Source organism: Collinsella sp. LCP19S3_H3, from assembly GCF_052119145.1.
Taxonomy (GTDB): domain Bacteria; phylum Actinomycetota; class Coriobacteriia; order Coriobacteriales; family Coriobacteriaceae; genus Collinsella.
The window spans coordinates 35,895-53,219 of the sequence record NZ_JBQKFW010000002.1 but is presented as its reverse complement, the minus strand read 5'-3'; the positions used below and the strand labels follow the sequence as shown (position 1 = coordinate 53,219).

Sequence of the window (17,325 nt, the reverse complement as noted above, 5' to 3'; positions counted from 1 at the left end):
CAGGGAGTATAGTAACCCGAAACTTTGTCCTTGTGCAAGAACTTTTTTACAAATTTTGAAGCAAGTCTAAAATTGTATCTGCGAGCTGGGGTTTTGTTAGTACGGGAAGTTCTTGCGTGCCCGCTGTACTCACTATCCAGGCCTTGTTGGTATCGGTCCCAAAGCCCGAATCGGCGCGCGAGACATCGTTGGCGATAATGGCATCGCAACCCTTGCGCACGAGTTTGCGCTGCGCGTACTCCACGACGTTATCGGTCTCGGCCGCAAAGCCGATTACACGGCGATCGCCCTTTTGGCGTGAGAGTTCGGCCAGGATGTCAACGGTCTCGACGAGATCAATTCGATCCAGGCGCTCGTTGGCCTTTTTGAGTTTATGGTCCGCCGGGGCTGCAGGCGTGTAGTCGGCAACGGCGGCGGCACAAATGGCCGCGTCGGCCGTCTGGAAGGCGCTCAGCGCAGCCTGGAGCATTTCCGCGGCGGTTTGTACGCGCACGCACTCTACACCGCAGGGAACGTCGAGCGATGTCGGTCCCAGCACGAGCGTGACGGCGGCACCGCGACGCGCGGCCTCCCCCGCCAGGGCGATACCCATCTTGCCCGATGAACGGTTGCCAATGAAGCGCACGGGGTCGATCGGCTCGTGCGTGGGGCCGGCGGTGATCACGATGCGCTTGCCCACAAGGTCCTGAGGAGCGGGGTCGAGCAGCTTGCAGACGGCCTCGACGATGTCCTCGGGCTCGCTCATGCGTCCCGTGTCCACATCGCCGCAGGCAAGGTAGCCGCTACCCGGACCCACAACGTGGACACCGCGCTCGCGCAGCGTGGTCATGTTGGCCTGCGTGGCCGGCGCCTTCCACATGCCATTGTTCATGGCCGGCGCGACCACGATAGGACGCGGCGTGGCAAGCAGCGTAGTGGAGATGAGGTCATCGGCGATGCCGTTGGCCATCTTGGCGATGATATTGGCCGTCGCGGGCGCCACGACCACCAAGTCGGGCTCCTGCGCCAGCGAGATATGGTGGATGGGGTCGGAGGGGTCGTCGAACAGACCCACAGCGACCGGCTCGCCCGTGAGCGCGCGAAAGGTGAGCGGGCCCACAAACTCCGTGGCATGCTCGCTCATAACGACCTTGACGCGTGCGCCGCGCTTTTGCATCAGGCGCACGATATTGCACGACTTATAGGCGGCGATCCCGCCGGTAATGCCCAGCAGGATCGTTTTTCCCTCAAGTTGCATTGAATTGTCGGGTGCCGTCGTCATTGTTAGGCTTCCTTGTTGGGGAGCACGAGCAGGCGGTGGCAGTACGGGCAGTGCGTAATCTCACTACCGTCGTGGTTGAGGTCGCTCATGGACGACGCCTGCAGCGCGGTGTGGCAGACCGTGGGGATGTTGCCCTTGATGGTCTCGACGGCCAGGCCACGGAACTGCTTGAGCAGACGCTCGTAGTCGGTGAGCACGTCGGTCGGCAGCGTGGCGGCAAGCGCGGTGCGCTCCTTGGTGGCGGCATCAATCTGGGCCTGGAGGTCGGCGGCCTTGGCACGGGCGGCCTCGGCGTCGGCCTTTACGCCCTCCTCGAATTTGGCGATGATGGCCTGCGCGCGAGCCTCACGGTCGAGCGCCTCCTTGTGGGCGACAACGACATCCTTGCGGGTGTGCTCAATCTTGTCCAGGCGCTTGGCCAGGGTGGCGAGCTCGTTTTCCAGATCCTGAACCTCGCGGTAGTCAGAGCCGTCGACGTAGCGTTTCTTGGCGGCCTCGATGGCGTTGTTGGTCTGGATCTCGGTGGTGTTGAGATCGTCCAGCTCAATGTCGAGGTCCTTGCGCTGAGCATAGAGCTTGGTCATTTCGGACTTAAGCTTTACATAGGTTTTGCGCTTTGAGGCGAGCTCCTTGAGCTCCGGCATATTGGCAAGTTCGCTCTTGTTGCGGGCGAGCTCCAAATCGATCTGTTGCAGCTTGAGTAGCGTAGCGCCGGCGCTCATAAGTTCTCTCCTTTTGTCACTGTCCACCATTGGCAAGGGTTCAGTATTTTAATCGCATGACGGGGGTCGACCCCGGCGTCAACCGCAGAGTTCATCAAGATATCCACGAACGGCTCCTCGGAGCGGTCGTGGCCGAGCAAGATCACGCTCAGCCCGCGCAAGGCAAGATCTTGCGCCACGTGATATCCCGCCTCGCCCGTCACGATGACATCCGCACCGGCGGCGATGGCAAGCTCGCCAAAGTCGCCGAGGGAGCCGCCCAGAATGGCGACGGTGCGGCACGGGCGCTCGGCATCGCCCCATACGCGTGGGTCGCTTCCGAAGGCCGTGGCAGCACGGGCAGAAAGATCGCGCAGCGTACACGGGTCGTTGAGTGTCGCAAAAACTCCCAGGCCGCAGGCCTTGGGGTCGTCCACGTGCTCCAACGAGCTTGCAGGCGCCGCGTCCAACAGCTTACTTAGGCAGATGCGTGCCTCGTGCGAGCGGTCCAGGTTGGTGTGGAGCGAGATAATGCTCACCCCGCAGCGGGCCGCCTCGTAGAGCGCCGCGCTGCATTGGGGGCGCGTTGCGCTAGGCGGGCAAAACGACTCGGGCGCCTTGATGTAGACGGGATGATGCGTGAGCAACACGTTGGCTCCGGCTTCCAAGGCGCGCTGCACGTTGACCCTGGTGGCGTCAAGCGCGCAGGCAACGCCGCGGATCTCGTCGTCGGGGTCGCCAACGGAAAAGCCTACGTGGTCCCAGGGCTCGGCGTCCGTTTTGGGATAGCGTGCCAGCAGGGCGCGCTCGAGATCGGCGACGATCATGCGGCACCTACCATCGAGAGCAGCGTCTGGGCAAAGTCGTCCAGATCGGCCGGATTCACGCGGTCATCGAAGGAGATGCGCAGTGCGCCCAGCGCCTGCTCGCGACCAATGCCCATGGCGCTGAGCACGTGGCTCGGGTCCATGCTGCCGCTCGAGCAAGCCGATCCGGCCGAAACCTCAAAACCGGCGGCGTCGAGCTTGATGATGAGCTCCTCGGAGTCCATGCCGTCAATATAGATCGAAACCATGCCGGGCAGACGGTCGGCCTGCGTGTAGTCGCCCATGGTGGCGTGAATGCGCGGATGGGCCGTGAGCGTAGCGTAGAGCTTGTCGGAAAGGGCTTGCAGCTTCTCGCGCTCCTGAGCCACATGGGGCGCCAGAGACGAGGCGGCAGCGGCAAAGGCCAGCTGCGTGCGCAGGTCCTGCGTGCCGGCACGACGTCCGGCTTCCTGTCCTCCGCCAAAGATGCGGGGGCGCAGCGGCGTGCGGCTTTTTAGGTATAACGCGCCGGAGGCTACGGGGCCGCCAATCTTGTGTGCTGCAACGGTCATGGCATCGACGCCCAGCTCGGTCACATCGAGCGGAATATGCAGATAGCCCTGGATGGCATCGGTGTGGAACAGGGCACCCGCGGTGTGCGCAGCCGCGGCAAGCTCGCGAATAGGCTGTACCACACCGGTCTCGTTGTTGGCGGCCATGATGCTCACGAGCGCGACGTCGTCGCCCAACAAGTCGCTCAGCTCGGCAGGCTCGATGTAGCCCGCACGGCAGGGCTGCACTAAGTCGACGATAAAGCCCGCGGCTCGCAGCAGCGATAGGTTGTCCAGGATTGAATCATGCTCGATCGCAGACACGATCACGCGCTCGCGCTTACGATCGCGCTGACGAGCACCCTCGGCAAGTCCGAGGAGCGCCAGCTGGTTGGCCTCGGTGCCGCCGTTGGTTAGGACAATCTCGGACGGGCGAACGCGTGTGCCAAAGCTGCGGGCGATCTCGCGGCGTGCAACCTCCAGACGTGCGGCAGCCTTGCGGCCGAGCGAGTGCAGCGAGTTGGGGTTGACGCCGGCAAGCTCGCTTTCGTCGTACTCGCGCTGCGCAAGGAGCGCCTCGGCGCGCATGGGCGTCGAGGCGGCATAGTCAAGATTCACGGGTATGCGGTTTTGACCTGCGGTCATAAGGGTTTATGCCTCCTGTGCGGCCTCGTTGCCCAGCTTCTGCAGCAGCACAACCTCGGCGGCGGGATCTTCGGACTTAAATACGGCGGAGCCGGCCACCAGGACATCGGCACCGGCCTTGACGACCTCGGCGATGTTTTTGGAAGAGATGCCGCCGTCGACCTCGATCATGGGCGACACACCGTGGCGCTCGCACATGGCCTTGAGCTCGTGGAGCTTATGCAGCGTGCCCGGGATAAAGCTCTGGCCGCCAAAGCCGGGGTTCACGCTCATGAGCAGCACCATGTCGACGACCTCGATGATGCTCTCGAGCACGCAGACGGGGGTGGCGGGGTTAAGCACCACGCCGGCCTTGACGCCGCGTTGCTGTAGGTGCGTGAGCGTGCGGTGCAGGTGCGTGGAGGCCTCGTAGTGCACGGTGATCATATCGGCGCCGGCGTCGGCATACCAATCGACGGTCTCGTCGGGGTTCGACACCATCAGGTGCGCTTCGACCGGCACGTCGGTGGAGCGCTTGACGGCCTTGAGGATATCGACGCCAAAGGTGAGGTTGCCGGTAAAGTGTCCGTCCATGACGTCGAAGTGCACATAGTCGGCACCGGCGATCTTGTCGAGCTCACCCTTGAGGTTGGCCATGTCAGCCGAAAGGACGGACGGAGCGATTTTGATGGAACCCATGGTAGTAGCCTTTCTGCGCTAGTCGGTGAGTCCGTAGAACTCTTGAGAGGGGACGCGGTCGGTAAGGATCTCGAGCGCCCTATCCAAAGTAACACCGTTGTAGAGCGTTTGCTCCACGGCAAAGGTGAGCGGAATGTCTACGCCCAGCGAACGGGCGAGCTCGCTCACGCTGCGGGCGGCTACGGCGCCCTCGACCACCATATGCGTGCGCGCCTGGTACTCGTCGAGCGATACGCCGTGGGCAAACTCGTAGCCGAAGGTGCGGTTGCGCGAATGCTCGGAGGTGCAGGTGGCAATAAGGTCACCCATGCCGGCAAGACCCATACAGGTCATGGCCTGGCCGCCGCGGGCGTGCACCAGTCGGCTGATTTCTGCCAGGCCGCGCGTCATGATAAGGGCGAGCGTGTTGTCGCCCGCGCCGGTACCGGCGGAGATGCCGCACACGATGGCGATGACGTTTTTCATGGCGCCGCAAACCTCGACGCCAGTCATGTCCTGCGACAGATAGATGCGGAAGGCCGTGGATAGGAGCAGGTCCTTAAAGGTCTCCCCTACCTGCGAGCCTTTGCTGGCGATGACGGCGGCGGAAAGTCCGCCGCGGCATATCTCCTCGGCATGGTTGGGGCCCGAGAGCGCCGCCACACGCATCTCGTTGCCGATCTCGCTGGCGATGACCTCGCTCATGAGCAGGCCGGACTCGGGCTCGATGCCCTTGGTGAGGCACAGGACCGGAGTTTCGGTATCGATAAACGGCGCTGCCCGATGGCACACGTCGCGCAGGTGCGTCGAAGGCACAGCAAAGATGATCGCATCGGCACCGTCGAGCGCCAGCGACAGGTCCGTGGCGGCGGCGACGTTGCCGGGCAGCACGTAGTCCACCAGATAGCGCGGGTTGCGGTGCTCGCCGTTAATGCCGGCGGCCGTCTGCTCACTATGGGCCCACATGGTCACGCGCTCGGCTCGCGCGGCGGCAAGGCCGGCGACGGCGGTTCCCCAGGAGCCGGAGCCAATCAGCGCAACATTCATGACTCTCTCCTACTTATCGTCGGGCTCGGTGACTCGCTTGGTAAACGAGAGCTTGGATTCCTTACCCGTCATGAGCTTTTTGATGTTCGCGCGATGGGCCCACACCACGGTGATGCCGATCATCGCCATACAAAACTTGAGTCCCAGGCTGCTGTACGGAAAGACCGCGCAGGCGGCGATGGGAAGACCGATGGCCGCGGCAAGCGAGCCCACCGACACATACTTGGTGATGGCGACGGCCACGATAAACATGCCCAGTAGCGAAAGTCCGATGGGCCAGTACCAGGCCAGTATGACGCCCAGCCCCACGGCGATGCCCTTACCGCCACGGAAGTTGAGGTAGGGCGAGAAGATGTGTCCCCACACGGCAGCCAGGCAAATGACGCCGAGCATCCAGTCGCCGGCGGCACCGGGAGCCATGATGCTCACCGGGAAGCCATAGCCCACGCTCGCGATGAGCGGACGCGCGATAAGGACGCAGATGGCGCCCTTCAAGCAGTCGAGCAGCAGCGTGAGCGCGGCGACCTTGGGGCCGGCTACGCGCAGGGCGTTGGTGGTGCCGATGTTGCCGGAGCCCGCCTTGCGAATATCCGTGTGGTTGAACACGCGGCCCAGGATCAGGCCAAACGGAATCGCTCCGATAAAGAACGAGACCACGGCGCAGATGGCGGTCAGCAGAAACGGATTATGCATCCTTTTGCTCCTTCTTCCTAAAGAAGAGTCGAATGGGCGTGCCGGAAAAATCGAAGGTCGAGCGCATACGGTTCTCCACATAGCGCTGGTAGGTGTCGTTGACCAGGTCGCTGTGGTTGACGAAGAACGTAAACGTCGGCGGGTTGACGCCCGTCTGGGTCACGTAGTGCATGCGCAGGCGACGCTTGCCGTCCACCACGGTGTGGCCAAACTCGCGCAGGTCGGTGAGGAAGGTGTTGAGGCGCGAGGTACTGATCTTTTGCGAGCGCGTCTTCTCGGCGGCGTCGACCATCGCCCAGATCTTCTCGACGCTACGGCCGGTCAGGGCCGAGATGCGCAGGTACTGGGCCCAGGGAGCCATGACGCCCAGACGGCGGTCGACGGTCTCCATGCAGGCCTCGCGCTTGCGGTCGTCGTCGAGCAGATCCCACTTGTTGAGCAGTACGACGATGGCGCAGCCGCGTTCGATGGCCAAGCCCATGACCTTCTGGTCCTGCTCGGTAACGCCCACGGAGGCGTCGACGACGAGCAGTGCCACGTCAGCACGGTCGATGGCGCGCAGGCCGCGGACCATGGAGTAGTACTCGATGTTCTCGTACACGGTGCTCTTCTTGCGAATACCCGCGGTGTCGACCATGCGGTAGTGCTTGCCGTTGCGCTCCACGACGGTGTCGATGGCGTCGCGCGTGGTGCCGGCGATGTTGGACACGATAGAGCGGTCGGCACCCAGGATGCGGTTGAACAGCGAGGACTTACCGGCATTGGGGCGGCCGATGATGGCGACGTTCAGCGCGTCGGGGAACTCGTCGGCGACCTCGTCCTCCTCCTCGGGCAACAGGGCAACGATGTCGTCGAGCAGGTCGCCCGTGCCGTGGCCGTGCAGGGCCGAGAGCGGCGTTGGCTCGCCGATGCCGAGCGAATAAAACTCCCAGATGCTGTCGTTTTCGCGATCGGGGTTGTCGAGCTTGTTCACCAGCAGAAAGACCGGCTTGTCGCAGCGCTTGAGCATGCGGGCGACCGACTCGTCCTCCTCGGTGACGCCGGTGCGGCCGTCGACCACAAACAGGATGACGGCGGCTTCCTCGGCTGCGGCGAGGGCCTGGTCGCGGATGGACGTGGCAAAGACGTCATCGCTCTTGAGCGGCTCGATGCCGCCCGTGTCGACGATGGTGAACTCGCGGCCGTTCCAGTCGGCCGTGTGGTAGGAGCGGTCGCGCGTTACGCCGCGGGACTCATGGACGATGGCGTCCGAGGTCTGGGCCAGGCGGTTAACGAGCGTGGACTTGCCCACGTTGGGGCGTCCGACGACGGCGACGATAGGTTTCATCTGCACTCCTTTAATGGGTAGGGTCAGTGGAAATGTTAGAGCCTGCGGGCACAATGCCAAGGATATGCTCCAGGGTATCGAGCAGCTCATGCGGCATGGTTGACACCACATGAACCTCGGCGCCGCGAGCTTCAAGGCTTGCGAGTAAATCGTCACGATGATACTCGTCAAGCGTCATGCCGTCAGCGTTGAACATGAGCTTAGGCACAAAGAGCATAACCCCCGAGAGGTCCTGCGGCAGCTGCTCCAGAATGTCGCAGGCGACGATGAGGCCGGTCACGTCCACGTTGCCGCCAAAGTAACGGTTTTCGATAGCGGTGACGGTGCCGGCAAGGCCCCGTGGCGACTCCACAAAGCGCGCCACGGTGTCGCGCGCGCTGGTGCCGGAGAGGCACAGGAGGCGCTGGTTGCGCCCGGCGATGCCAGCGCGAACGCGGCGCAGACGCTCGGCGTCGGCGGTGAGCACATCGTCAGTCTCGTCCAGATACGAGCGAATCATACCGATGCCGTCGTAATACTGCGGGTAGCCGTCGTAAAAATCGGCCTGGGGTGGCTCGATGCCGGCGTCCAGATAGAACTCGTCGCTCATCTGGAAGGTGTGGCGGCCAAAGCGCTTGTAGGCACGATCCTGGAAGGGACGGATCATGGCAATGGTTTCGCGCGCGAGCTCAGGTTTGTCGCTGTATGACCAGGTAAAGCGCCTCTGATGCTTGGTAAAACCGAGCGGCACGATGCCCAGGCTGGTGATCTGCTCGTGTTCCTCGCAAAAGCGTAGGGTCTTTTGCAGCTCCTCGCCGTCGTTCATGCCGGGGCACAAAACGATCTGTGCGTGGATCTCGATGCCGGCGGCCATGATGGCCTCGAGTACGTCCATGCCGCGCTGGGCGTTGCGGCCCATCATGCGGCGGCGGACGTCGGGGCTCACGGCATGGACCGACACGTTCATGGGGCTCATATTGCGGTCGATAACGTTTTGTACGTCCTCGTCGGAAAGGTTCGTGAGCGTAACAAAGTTGCCCTGCAAAAAGCTCAGGCGGTAGTCGTCATCGCGAATATACAGCGTGGAGCGGCCGCCCTTGGGCAGCATGGTCATAAAGCAGAACACGCAGGCGTTCACACAGGTACGCATGCCGTCAAAGATAGGGCCGTCGAACTCAAGGCCCCAGTCCTCGCCGGGAAAGCGATCGAGCTCGACGGGGGTGACGGTGCCGTCGCGCGGGTCGAGAACCTCAAGTTCGACGGTGTCCTCGTCGGCCTCCCAGAGCCACACGATCATATCGGTCAGCTGCTCGCCGTTGACCGTGAGCACGCGCATGCCCGGCTCGATACCCACATCCCATGCGGGCGATTCGGGACGCACGTTCTTTACGAGCGCGCCCTCACCCGGCTCGGGGTCGCGGCTGCGCCCGTAATCGGCCACCTCGGCGGCGTATGCGGGTACGGTCTGGTCCATGATTAGCGACAAAGCTCCTTGATGCGCGCAACGGCGCGTTCGATGTGTTCTTGCGGAGTTGAGGCTCCGGCGGTGATGCCGATGCGGCGCGCGTTGGCAAACCATGCGGCCTCAAGCTCGGATGCTTCCTCGATGTGATGGGTGTGCTCGCAGACATCGGCACAAATCTGTGCCAGGCGGCGCGTATTGCCCGAATTTTTGCCGCCCACGACGACCATGCAGTCGCAGCGGTTGGCAAGTGCAGCGGCCGCCTGCTGTCGCTCGCTCGTGGCAGCGCAGATGGTGTTGATCACACGCAGCTCCTGCACGCGCGGGGTGATGGAGGCCACGACCTCGGCCAGGTTCTGCGCGGTTTGGGTGGTCTGCACGACCAGGCCCACCTTGCCCTTGAGCGGCAGCGCGTCCGCATCGGCGGCGCAACTCACGACCTGCGCGTCATCGCCGGCGTGGCCCAGGATGCCCTCAACCTCGGGGTGGCCCGGCTCGCCCACGACGATCACACGGTAGCCCTCGCGCACCAGGCGCTCAGCCGCCACATGAACCTTCTTGACGTAGGGGCAGGTGGCATCGACCACGGTAAGGCCGCGCTCGCGAGCAGCCTCAATGACCTGCGGCACCACACCGTGCGCGCGAATGACCACGGTGCCCGATGCGGCGTCGTCCAAGGTGTCTGCCAGATCAACGCCTGCCTCGGCGAGCTCGCGCACCACGATGGGGTTATGGATGAGCGGGCCCAGGGTGTGGACCTGAGCGCTCTCCCCTGCCTGCGGCGCGGCGGCCAGGGCCATGTCGAGTGCACGCTGTACGCCGTAGCAGGTACCGGCGTGCGCTGCAATTTCGATGGTGGGGACGACCTCCTCAGCGGCGGTCGCGGTGGTATTCATGACGTTCTCGCCCATGGCTAGAACCTGCCGGGGTGCTCGGCGCACAGGTCGTCGCGCATGGCGTAGACGCGGCTCATGGCCTCGGACTCAAACCATGCCAGGCGCTCCTTGCGCTTGAGCTCGGCCGGTGCATCGGATAGCGAGATGGCCTTGCCGGCACGGATCCAGCACTTTTTGGGGCGCATAAGCTTTTTGCCCGCAGGCGTGATATCGGACCAGCCGCAGATGGCGAGCGGGTTGACGGGCGCCTTGCCCATCTGGGCAATGAGCGCAAAACCGCCGTGGACCTCGGGCTTAATCTCGCGCGAGCGGATGCGCGTGCCCTCGGGGAAGATCAGGACGTCCTCGCCGCGCTGGAGTGCATGCTGGGCGGCGCGCAGGCACTTCATGTCGGCGGTGCCGCGCTCGACGGGAATGCCGCCCACGCGGCTAAAGGCCCAGCGCACGATCCTGCTCTTGGCAAACTCGGACTTAAAAATGGGGCGAATGCGGCGGCCGCCAAAAAACAGCGCCGTCTCTACAGCCAGGAGCTCGGCCATCGAGGTGTGGTTGCAGATGACCACGCTGCCGCGGCCTTCCTGGCGCTCAAACAGCAGGTCGCTGTCCTCTACTTTCCAACGCCACATGAGCTTGGAGAAGACCCACAGGATGCCCATGACCACGGCGACGGTGCCGCGGATGAGCACGGGGAACTCGGCATAAGGCGCGTTGTAGTAATCCTCGGGCGTCTGCTTAAACAGGCGCATGAGCTACCTCCTTTGGTTGATGAGGTCCTCGATTATCGAGACGACCTCGTCGATGGTATGTGCGGTGGAGTCGACATGCACGGCGTCCTCGGCGGGCACGAGCGGCGCGACCTCGCGGCTGCTGTCGAGTTTGTCGCGCTGCTTGAGGGCGTCGAGGGTCTCGTCGACCTCGGCCTCGAGCTGCTCTTCGGTGAGCGGCTGGGCGTCGTTTTGGTGGCGCTGCAGCACGCGGCGACGGGCGCGCTCGCGCGGGTCGGCGGTCAGAAAGACCTTGACCTGCGCGTTGGGGAACACGACGGTGCCGATGTCGCGACCCTCGGCCACGATGTCGCGCTCCTCGGCGGCGCGACGCTGATGGATGAGCATGGCCGCGCGTACGCCCGGGTAGGCCGAGACCTTGGAGACGTTGGCGTCCACCTGCGGGGTGCGAATGGCAGCCGAGGCGTCCTGGCCGTCAATGGTCAGGCGCGTGTCCTCGCCGGTGCCGTTGGTAAAGCGGATCTCGATCTGTTCGGCGAGGGCGTCGATGGCAGCCTCGTCGTCCAGATCGATGCCGCGGTCGAGCGCGGCGAAGGTGACGGCGCGATACATGGCGCCCGTGTCGAGCTTGTTAAAGCCCAGCTGGCGGGCGATCTCCTTGGCGATGGTGGACTTGCCGGAACCGGCGGGGCCGTCGATGGCGACGATCATGCAATGCTTCCTTTCGGTGGTTGACGTGCTGGTATGGGGCGCGGGCGCTGCTTGCTGGCGGACTGGCTAGCCCGTGTAGCGCTCGCGGTAGGTGTTGCGCTTGGGCGCGGAGCCGTGGCTGCCGTGATGGCGCGTGCGGCTCGCGGGGTTGGCCGCCGGCGCGGCGGCGCGCTTGGCGCCGGCCTGCTTGGGCGGGATGCCGCCGGCCTTAAGGATCTGTACCTCGCGGTCGGTGAGCTCGCGCCACGAGCCCTTGGCCACGTCCTTGAGCTCCAGGCCGGCAAAGTTACAGCGGTGCAGGCGGATCACCGGGTGGTGGATCTTGCTCAGCATGCGCTTGACCTGGTTCTTGCGCCCCTCGCGGATAATGACCTCCACGGCGGTTGTGCCGGGCTTCACACCCTGCGGGGCCACCGCCTCGGCCTCGCGCGCGGTAATAACGCGGCAGATCGCCGGCTGGCACAGGCCGTCGTCGAGCTCGATGCCGCGGCGCAGCGGTTCCAAGTCGCGATCGGTCAGGTGGCCGTCCACGAGCGCCTGGTAGGTCTTGTAGACGTGCTTGCTGGGGTGCAGCAGGTCCTGCGACAGGTCGCCGTCGGTGGTAAAGAGCAAAAGGCCCGTGGTGTCTCGGTCCAGGCGACCCACCGGGAACAGGCCCGGAAAGCGGTCGCGCGGGACAAGGTCGGCCACGCAGGGGCGCTCCTGCGGATCGCTCATGGTGGTGAGATAGCCGGTCGGCTTGTAGAGCATCAGGTACACGGCACCCTGGTTGAGCTTGACGGGCATGCCGTCAACCTCGATATGGTCGCGGTCCACATCGACCTTGGTGCCCAGTTCGGTCGCGACCTGGCCGTTGACAGTCACGCGGCCGGCGGTCATCAGGTCCTCCGAGCCGCGGCGGCTCGCCACGCCCGCGCGCGCCAAAAAGCGCTGCAGGCGCATGGTGTGCGGGTAGACGGGCTGGGCGTCGGTCGCGGGTGCGCCCGTGGCGCCAGCGGTACGCGTCTCCCCTGCTTCGTTAGTCCTCGTCATGCGTATCCTCCGCAGCGTCGTCGGTGGCAAGTGTTTCCTCGCCGCCGGCTGCCTCGACATCCTCAACATCGGTATCCAGCAGCTCGCGCTCTTCGTCCAGGTCCTCGACCTGCTCCTCGAGCGTAGACTGAATGCTGCGGCCGCTCAGGCGCTCGCGGATAAACTGGCGCGACTGCTCGTCGGGGGCAAACTGCTCCAGATCGGGCAGGTCGCGGGTGGAGCGCAGACCGAACTTCTCCAAAAAGGCGTTGGTCGTGCCGTAAATGATGGCCTGACCGCGCTGGGGGTCGCGACCGAGCTCGCGCACCAGACCCTTGTCAACGAGCGACGCGATGACGCCGTCGGAGTTGACGCCGCGGATGCCCTTGACCACCTCGCGCGTGACGGGCTGGTGGTAGGCGATCACAGCAAGGGTCTCGAGCGCCGCCTGCGACAGCTTTTGCGTGTCCCAGCTCAGCACATAGGACTCGACCACATCGTGGTAGGCAGGATGCGTAAACAGGCGCCAGCCGCCGGCGACCTCGCGCAGCTGAAAGCCGCGATTAGCCTCCTCGTACTCAACTTTGAGCTCGGCCAAAAGCGACGCGCACTCGCCGGGGGCGATATCCAGCGCATCTGCCAGCGCGGGCGCGCTCACGGGATCGCTCGAAACCAGCAGGAGCGCCTCCAAGGCGCCCTTGAGGCTGTTTGCCTCTGGCGTGGAAAGGGTTGACATGGTTGCCGCTCCTATTCGGTGAGCTCGGGGCCCTCGCCGGGCACGTATGCCTCGGCGCCCTCGACGCGGTTGATGCGGATGGTTCCAAAGATCTCGTCCTGGCTCAGAGTGAGCGAGCCTCGCTTGGCGAGCTCCAGCATGGCCAGGAAGGTGACGACGAGTTGCTCGGTGGTGGCGTCGCCGTCCAGCAGCTCGCGGAAGGTGCAGGTTTGGTGCGCCATGGTAAAGCGGTCGACCGAGGCCACCGTCAAGTCGAGCGGCACGCGATGCGGCGCCACGTGCTCGGCCTCCAGCAGGAAGGCCTGGCGCTTGCCGTCCAGGTCGGCGCAGATGACGGCGAGGCCGCGCAGCGTGATGCCGGCCAGGTAGTCGGGCATAAGGCCCAAGAACTCGGGGTCGGGGCCGGCCACACGCGGATGCATGCGGCTTTCGGCCTGCATGCGCGCGCCAAGGGCCGCCGCCGCGCCCTTAAACTGCTTGTAGGCGATCAGGCGCTGGATCAGGACCTCGCGCAGGGCGTCGCCGTCGAGTGTGCTGAGCTCTTCGAGGTCTTCGTCAATCTCGTCATCGTCGTCGGCTTTGTGCGGGGCCTCCTGGGGCACCAGCGAGGCGGCCTTGATGTCCAAAAGGGTTGCCGCGACCAGCAAAAAGTCGCTCGCCACGTCCAGGTCCAGCGCCTCAATACGCTCGACCTCGGCCAGGTACTGCTCGGCCACCTCACTGATCGAGATGGCGCCGATATCAACTTTTTGGCGGGTTACCAGCTGCAGTAGCAGGTCGAACGGTCCGCTGTAGACCTGCGTCGACACGCGATACGACATCTTCGACCTCCTTTGACGGCGCCTTCGCGGCGCGGTTTGGGTGCATGTTGCGACCGTTTTGCACGGTCGACCTGTAAGTTTACCCTAGATGCCGGCGATTGCGAAGTTAAGCAGCTGCCCAGCGAGCGGATACACGGTAACGTCGAAATAGCGGCCGATCACGTCGATGCCAGTCCACATGGGCAGCAGATACAGCACAATGATGAGTATGGGCATGGCGTATTGCTGCAGTTGGTAGTAGTTGGTGAGCGCCTTACCTTTGAGGAACGGCACGATGATCGACGAGCCGTCAAGCGGCGGGATCGGGATGAGGTTAAAAAACGCGAGCGACAGGTTGACCACGATAAAGGTGGCGCCGAAGTTTATGATTTGGGACGCTACGGCAAAGGACATGCTGGTGTAGAGGTTGCCGTATGCTGCGTGCATGAGCGCTGCGGCAAGGCACGCCAGTGCGATGTTCGATGCGGGACCGGCCGCGCTCACCAGGACCTCGTCGCGCTTGGGGTGCTTGAGGTTGTTGAGGTAGACCGGCACCGGCTTGGCGAAGGCGAACACCGGGCCGCCGGCGGCGAGCATGAGCAGCGGCAGGATGATGGTGCCAAACGGGTCGATATGGTTGAGCGGGTTGAGCGAGACGCGGCCGCGCGAACGGGCCGTCTTGTCGCCAAGCGCCCAGGCTGCGGCGGCGTGTGCGCTCTCGTGGATCACGATGCCCACGATGACGGCGACGGCGCTGGCAAGTAGGTTCATGAAGTAGCTGCTGGACATGGCGCTCCCCTAGCGGACGCGGCGCGAGGCGCGCGTGAGCAGGTAGTCGGCCACAAACAGGATGACGGCCACGATGGCGTAATCCAGGCGGAACACACCGCCAAAGGGCGATGTGATGACGCCATAGCCGGCGATGGCGGTCGGCAGCGCGCGCGAAAGCTCAACGACAAAGCCCACAATCTGCAGCTTGGCGGAGAGGCCGCTAAAGCACAGCAGCACGGTCATCGCGCTCATAAAGATGCCGCAGATGCGGCACGCGATGGCGATGATGCTCATCGCCACGGCAGCGGCCTTACGAGAGTTCACGCGCGGTCTCCTCTTCGATTTGGGTGGAAAGCTCGAGCCATTCGTCCTCGAGCTTGGGCAGCTCTTGCTTAAGGCCGTTATATTCCCCCAGCGCGGCGTTGAACTTATCCTGATCGGCATAAAGCTCTTCGCTTGCCATCAATTCCATAAGCTCGTCATAGCGGGCGCGCTTTTTGTCGAGCTCGGCCTCGATCTTCTTGAGCTGGTTGCGCACGCCCTTGAGCTTTTTGTTGAGCGCGGCTCGGGCCTGGGCCTCGGCGCGCTTTTGCTCCTTGGTCTTTTTGCCCTCGGCAGGCTTGGGGGCCGCAGCGGGGGTATCGGCCTGGGCGGCGCTGGCTTTGGTGGGCTTGGCCGCGGAAGGTGTGCTCTCCCCTGCCGCCTCGGCGGCGCGGGCTGCGAGATCCTCGCGCTTGTAGAGGTAGTAGTCGTAGTCGCCGTCATAGACCGTGACCTTGCCATCGCGGATATCGATCACGCGGTTGGCCACGGCTCGCACCAGGTGCTCGTCGTGACTGATCAGAACAATGGTGCCGGGGAAGTTTTGCAGGGCGTTCTCGAGCATGTCCACCGAATCGATGTCCAGGTGGTTAGTGGGCTCGTCCAGGCACAGAAGTGCCTCGGGTGCCACGAGCATCTTAGCCAGGGCCAGACGTGCCTTTTCGCCGCCGGAAAGAACGCGAACCTGCTTTTCGATAGAATCGTTGTCGCTAAACAGGAAGGCGCCCAGTAGGCTGCGCTGCTGCGGTACGGTCCACTTGGGCGTGACGGTGTCGATTTCTTGCAGGACGGTGTTGGACTCGGTCATGCCTTCGAGCGCGTGCTGGGCGTAATAGGCCACGCCCACGTTGGTACCCAGGTCGCGCGTGCCGGTAGTGGGCGGCTCCAGGCCGGCGAGGATCTTCATGAGGGTGGACTTGCCGGCGCCGTTGGGGCCGACGAGCGCCACGTGCTCGCCGCGGTAGAGTTTGAGGTCGATACCGCTATAGATGTGCTTGTTGCCGTAGGACTTGGACACGCCCTCGAGGCCCACGACCATGTCGCCGGAGCGCGGCGGGTCGGGGAACTTAAAGTCGATGTGCTTGTGGCCCTCGGGCAGGATGACGAGCTCCTTTTTGATCTGCTCGATCTTGCGGATGCGCTCCTGGGCCTGGGCGGCCTTGGTGGGCTTGTAGCGGAACTTGTCAACGAAAACCTGCATGTGGGCGATGTCGCGCTCCTGGGCGGCACGCTTGGCGCGCATCTGCTCCAGGTTGTCCTCGCGCTGCTTGAGGTAGCTGCTGTAATTGCCGGTGTAGGTGGTCACGCGGCGGTTCTCGAGCGCGGCGACGTGGTCGACGCAGGCGTCCATAAAGGCGCGGTCGTGGCTGACGATGAGCACGGCGCCGTCGTAGTTGGCGATAAAGCCGCGCAACCACTGGACGCTTTCGAGGTCCAGGTGGTTGGTGGGCTCGTCCAGAAGTAGCAGGTCGGGATGGCGCAGGAAGAGCTTGGCCAGCGCGATGCGCATCTGCCAGCCGCCCGAGAACTCGGAACACGGGCGCTCAAAGTCGGTGACCTTAAAGCCCAGACCGGACAGGATCTTGCGGGCATTGCTTTCGAGCTCGTAGCCGCCCAAGTGCTCAAAGCGGTCCTGGACCTGGCCGTACTCGTTAAGGAGCGCGTCGACGTCCTTGCCCTGTTCGGAGAGCTCGGTGATCTGGGCTTGCAGTTCGTTGGCGCGCTCGCCCATGCGGCGGATTTCCTTGGCGGCGGCCATGACCTCGGCGAGGATGGTCGTGTCCTTGTGCTCCAGGTTGGTTTCCTGCTCGAGGTAGCCCACCTGACAGTCCTTGGAGTACTGGACCTGGCCGGCGTCGGGGCTGTCGATACCCATGATGATTTTGAGCATGGTGGTTTTGCCGGCGCCGTTGGGTCCCACGAGTGCAAAGCGTTCGCCGGGGTTGATCTGGAAGGACGCGCCGCTAAAGAGGACGCGCGCGCCGAAGCTTTTTTCGATCTTGTCGACCAGGAGGATCATGGTGCCGCCTTTGACCTTGTGTGCCTATATGAAAAAAGGCCCCAACTTGCGTTGGAGCCTCATTCAATGCTCGGGTGGAGACGAGGGGGATCGAACCCCTGACCTCTTGACTGCCAGTCAAGCGCTCTCCCAGCTGAGCTACGCCCCCGTGCGAAGAAGTACTATACGGGAACTCGGACGGCGATGCAAGGACAATTTTAGAAAA

General features: G+C 63.8%; 18 protein-coding genes and 1 tRNA gene. All 19 read right to left on the bottom strand.

Going from position 1 to position 17,325, the window contains the following annotated elements:
• Window positions 1–46: 46 nt before the first annotated feature.
• The 19 genes from coaBC to ACTQZF_RS01075 all read right to left on the bottom strand — a co-directional run bounded on the left by coaBC (window position 47) and on the right by ACTQZF_RS01075 (window position 17,268).
• A complete protein-coding gene (gene coaBC / locus ACTQZF_RS01165; protein WP_441554324.1) occupies window positions 47–1,261 on the bottom strand; it encodes a bifunctional phosphopantothenoylcysteine decarboxylase/phosphopantothenate--cysteine ligase CoaBC in 1,215 nt (404 codons plus the stop codon).
• Between the two features lie 2 nt (window positions 1,262–1,263).
• Complete coding sequence (locus ACTQZF_RS01160; RefSeq protein WP_441554323.1) at window positions 1,264–1,983, bottom strand: zinc ribbon domain-containing protein; 720 nt, start codon at window positions 1,981–1,983, stop codon at window positions 1,264–1,266.
• A complete protein-coding gene (locus tag ACTQZF_RS01155; RefSeq protein WP_441554322.1) occupies window positions 1,980–2,789 on the bottom strand; it encodes a Nif3-like dinuclear metal center hexameric protein in 810 nt (269 codons plus the stop codon). Before ACTQZF_RS01155 ends, ACTQZF_RS01160 begins: the two co-directional genes overlap by 4 nt.
• Window positions 2,786–3,964, bottom strand: coding sequence for a cysteine desulfurase family protein (locus tag ACTQZF_RS01150; protein WP_441554321.1), 1,179 nt, complete (start codon window positions 3,962–3,964; stop codon window positions 2,786–2,788). The genes ACTQZF_RS01155 and ACTQZF_RS01150 overlap by 4 nt, the downstream gene beginning before the upstream one ends.
• 6 nt (window positions 3,965–3,970) lie before the next feature.
• Window positions 3,971–4,642 (bottom strand): ribulose-phosphate 3-epimerase, encoded by a 672-nt coding sequence (gene rpe / locus ACTQZF_RS01145; RefSeq protein ID WP_441554320.1) that lies wholly within the window; start codon window positions 4,640–4,642, stop codon window positions 3,971–3,973.
• Between the two features lie 18 nt (window positions 4,643–4,660).
• A complete protein-coding gene (locus ACTQZF_RS01140) occupies window positions 4,661–5,668 on the bottom strand; it encodes an NAD(P)H-dependent glycerol-3-phosphate dehydrogenase (RefSeq protein WP_441554319.1) in 1,008 nt (335 codons plus the stop codon).
• 9 nt (window positions 5,669–5,677) lie between these two features.
• On the bottom strand, window positions 5,678–6,361 hold the full coding sequence (plsY, locus tag ACTQZF_RS01135; RefSeq protein WP_441554318.1) for a glycerol-3-phosphate 1-O-acyltransferase PlsY: 684 nt from the start codon (window positions 6,359–6,361) through the stop codon (window positions 5,678–5,680).
• Entirely contained in the window at window positions 6,354–7,688 is a 1,335-nt protein-coding gene (gene der, locus ACTQZF_RS01130; RefSeq protein WP_441554317.1) for a ribosome biogenesis GTPase Der, read from the bottom strand. The genes plsY and der overlap by 8 nt, the downstream gene beginning before the upstream one ends.
• A gap of 10 nt (window positions 7,689–7,698) precedes the next feature.
• Complete coding sequence (locus ACTQZF_RS01125; RefSeq protein ID WP_441554316.1) at window positions 7,699–9,141, bottom strand: DUF512 domain-containing protein; 1,443 nt, start codon at window positions 9,139–9,141, stop codon at window positions 7,699–7,701.
• A gap of 2 nt (window positions 9,142–9,143) precedes the next feature.
• Window positions 9,144–10,040: a 4-hydroxy-3-methylbut-2-enyl diphosphate reductase gene (locus ACTQZF_RS01120; protein ID WP_441554315.1), complete on the bottom strand. Its 897-nt coding sequence runs from the start codon at window positions 10,038–10,040 to the stop codon at window positions 9,144–9,146.
• Between the two features lie 2 nt (window positions 10,041–10,042).
• The gene (locus ACTQZF_RS01115; protein WP_441554314.1) at window positions 10,043–10,771 is read right to left on the bottom strand and encodes a lysophospholipid acyltransferase family protein; all 729 of its coding nucleotides are present in this window, start codon (window positions 10,769–10,771) and stop codon (window positions 10,043–10,045) included.
• A gap of 3 nt (window positions 10,772–10,774) precedes the next feature.
• Window positions 10,775–11,461: a (d)CMP kinase gene (cmk, locus tag ACTQZF_RS01110; protein ID WP_441554313.1), complete on the bottom strand. Its 687-nt coding sequence runs from the start codon at window positions 11,459–11,461 to the stop codon at window positions 10,775–10,777.
• Window positions 11,462–11,527: 66 nt separating this feature from the next.
• Window positions 11,528–12,493 (bottom strand): pseudouridine synthase, encoded by a 966-nt coding sequence (locus ACTQZF_RS01105; RefSeq protein WP_441554312.1) that lies wholly within the window; start codon window positions 12,491–12,493, stop codon window positions 11,528–11,530.
• Window positions 12,480–13,208 carry an SMC-Scp complex subunit ScpB gene (gene scpB / locus ACTQZF_RS01100; protein WP_441554311.1) on the bottom strand — a complete coding sequence of 243 codons (729 nt, stop codon included), beginning with the start codon at window positions 13,206–13,208 and terminating at the stop codon, window positions 12,480–12,482. The genes ACTQZF_RS01105 and scpB overlap by 14 nt, the downstream gene beginning before the upstream one ends.
• Window positions 13,209–13,219: 11 nt before the next feature.
• Entirely contained in the window at window positions 13,220–14,029 is an 810-nt protein-coding gene (locus ACTQZF_RS01095; RefSeq protein WP_441554310.1) for a segregation and condensation protein A, read from the bottom strand.
• Between the two features lie 84 nt (window positions 14,030–14,113).
• Window positions 14,114–14,797: a site-2 protease family protein gene (locus tag ACTQZF_RS01090; protein ID WP_441554309.1), complete on the bottom strand. Its 684-nt coding sequence runs from the start codon at window positions 14,795–14,797 to the stop codon at window positions 14,114–14,116.
• A gap of 9 nt (window positions 14,798–14,806) precedes the next feature.
• A complete protein-coding gene (locus ACTQZF_RS01085) occupies window positions 14,807–15,103 on the bottom strand; it encodes a hypothetical protein (RefSeq protein WP_441554308.1) in 297 nt (98 codons plus the stop codon).
• Window positions 15,090–17,120 carry an ABC-F family ATP-binding cassette domain-containing protein gene (locus tag ACTQZF_RS01080; RefSeq protein WP_441554307.1) on the bottom strand — a complete coding sequence of 677 codons (2,031 nt, stop codon included), beginning with the start codon at window positions 17,118–17,120 and terminating at the stop codon, window positions 15,090–15,092. Before ACTQZF_RS01080 ends, ACTQZF_RS01085 begins: the two co-directional genes overlap by 14 nt.
• Window positions 17,121–17,195: 75 nt before the next feature.
• Window positions 17,196–17,268 (bottom strand) — tRNA-Ala (locus ACTQZF_RS01075).
• Window positions 17,269–17,325: the final 57 nt, after the last annotated feature.